2 protein-coding genes are annotated in these 1,952 nt (G+C 63.4%); one reads left to right on the forward strand and one right to left on the reverse strand.

Going from position 1 to position 1,952, the window contains the following annotated elements; genetic code table 11:
- A partial coding sequence (locus WB528_RS17315) for a Do family serine endopeptidase (protein WP_423889630.1) occupies positions 1–1,423 on the forward strand: 1,423 nt, incomplete at its 5' end.
- Positions 1,424–1,556: 133 nt separating this feature from the next.
- On the opposite strand, the gene WB528_RS17320 is transcribed toward WB528_RS17315, so the two are convergent.
- Positions 1,557–1,952: HAD-IB family phosphatase (locus WB528_RS17320; RefSeq protein ID WP_423889631.1), on the reverse strand; the 396-nt coding region annotated here is incomplete at its 5' end.

Below are 1,952 nucleotides of genomic sequence, written 5' to 3' on the forward strand. Positions count from 1 at the left end.
GTCGGCGCTTCCCGCGCTGGCGCGCGGACCCGACGGTATCGCCGACGTTGCCGAGAAAGTGATCGATGCGGTGGTCAACATTTCCACCACACAAACCGTCGAGGCCAAGGGCGGTCCAGGCGAGGGCCGGGGCGCGATGCCGCAACTGCCGCCCGGCTCGCCATTCGAGGATTTCTTCGACGACTTCTTCAAGAACCGGCGTGGCGGCGGCGGTCAGCGGGGCGGCGATATGCAACCGCACAAGACCAACTCGCTTGGCTCGGGCTTCATCGTCGACACGTCGGGTATCGTCGTGACCAACAATCACGTCATTGCCGATGCCGACGAGATCAACGTCATCCTGAATGACGGCACCAAGATCAAGGCCGACATCGTCGGCGTTGACAAGAAGACCGACCTCGCCGTGCTGAAGTTCAAGCCGCCTCATCCGCTGACCGCGGTGAAGTTCGGCGATTCCGACAAGCTGCGTCTCGGCGAATGGGTGATCGCGATCGGCAATCCCTTCAGCCTCGGCGGCACCGTCACCGCAGGTATCGTCTCGGCGCGTAACCGCGACATCGCCTCGGGTCCCTATGACAACTACATCCAGACCGATGCGGCCATCAATCGCGGCAACTCCGGCGGACCGCTGTTCAACCTCGACGGTGAAGTGATTGGCGTCAACACGCTGATCATCTCGCCGACCGGCGGCTCGATCGGCATCGGCTTTGCCGTGCCGTCCAAGACCGTGGCCGGCGTGGTCGATCAGCTCCGGCAGTTCGGCGAATTGCGCCGCGGCTGGCTCGGTGTGCGCATTCAACAAGTCACCGACGAGATAGCCGAAAGCCTCAACATCAAGCCTGCGCGCGGCGCGCTGATTGCGGGTGTTGACGACAAGGGGCCGGCGAAACCCGCCGGCATCGAGCCGGGCGACGTCGTCATCAAGTTCGACGGCAAGGACGTCAAGGAGCCGAAGGATCTGTCGCGCGTCGTCGCCGATACGGCCGTCGGCAAGGAAGTCGATGTCGTCATCATCCGCAAGGGCGAGGAGCAGACCAAGCGCGTCACGCTCGGCCGGTTGGAGGACACTGACAAGCCGCAGCCGGCTGCCGCCAAGTCGGCGCCGGAACCGGAAAAGCCGGTCACGCAAAAGGCGCTCGGCCTGGACCTCGCGAATTTGAGCAAGGACCTGCGCGGCCGCTACAAGATCAAGGACAGCGTCAAGGGCGTCGTCATCACCAGTGTCGATGCCGCTTCGGATGCGGCCGAAAAGCGGCTTTCGGCCGGCGACGTCATTGTCGAAGTCGCCCAGGAAGCGGTCGCAAACGCAGCCGACATCAAGAAGCGCGTCGATCAGTTGAAGAAGGACGGCAAGAAATCCGTGCTGCTGCTGGTGTCGAACGCCGACGGCGAATTGCGCTTTGTTGCGCTGAGCGTGCAGTAGCATCCGCATACAAGGCCGTCATACCCCGCATAGGCGGGGTATCCAGTATGCCGCGCCTTCTCGGCTTTGCATCATCGTCTCTGGAATACTGTATCGCCCGCCTTCGCGCACGACGACGAAGGCAGGACGAAACCTATCCCTCCACAAACTCCTCGCGCCTAAAGCCCTGCGCGTAGAGCAATGCCGTGAGGTCGCCGTAGTCGATGCGGGCGGCGGCTGAGGCCGCGACCGCGGGCTTGGCGTGAAAGGCAACCCCGAGGCCGGCTTCGCCGATCATGCCGAGATCGTTGGCGCCGTCGCCGGCGACCAGGGTGTCTATATTGTCGAGGTCGAAGGCTTCGCGGAGCTGGATCAGGGTCGCGAGCTTGGCGGCGCGGCCGAGAATGGGCTCCTTGACCTCGCCGGTCAATTTGCCCTCGCGCACGATCAGCTCATTGCCGCGATTTTCCTGAAATCCGATCTTTGCCGCGATCGCTTGCGTGAACAGCGTGAAACCTCCGGAAATCAGGCAAGTCCCGGCGCCGTGCGC

The organism is Bradyrhizobium sp. (genome assembly GCF_049586575.1).
In the GTDB taxonomy this organism is placed as follows: domain Bacteria; phylum Pseudomonadota; class Alphaproteobacteria; order Rhizobiales; family Xanthobacteraceae; genus Bradyrhizobium.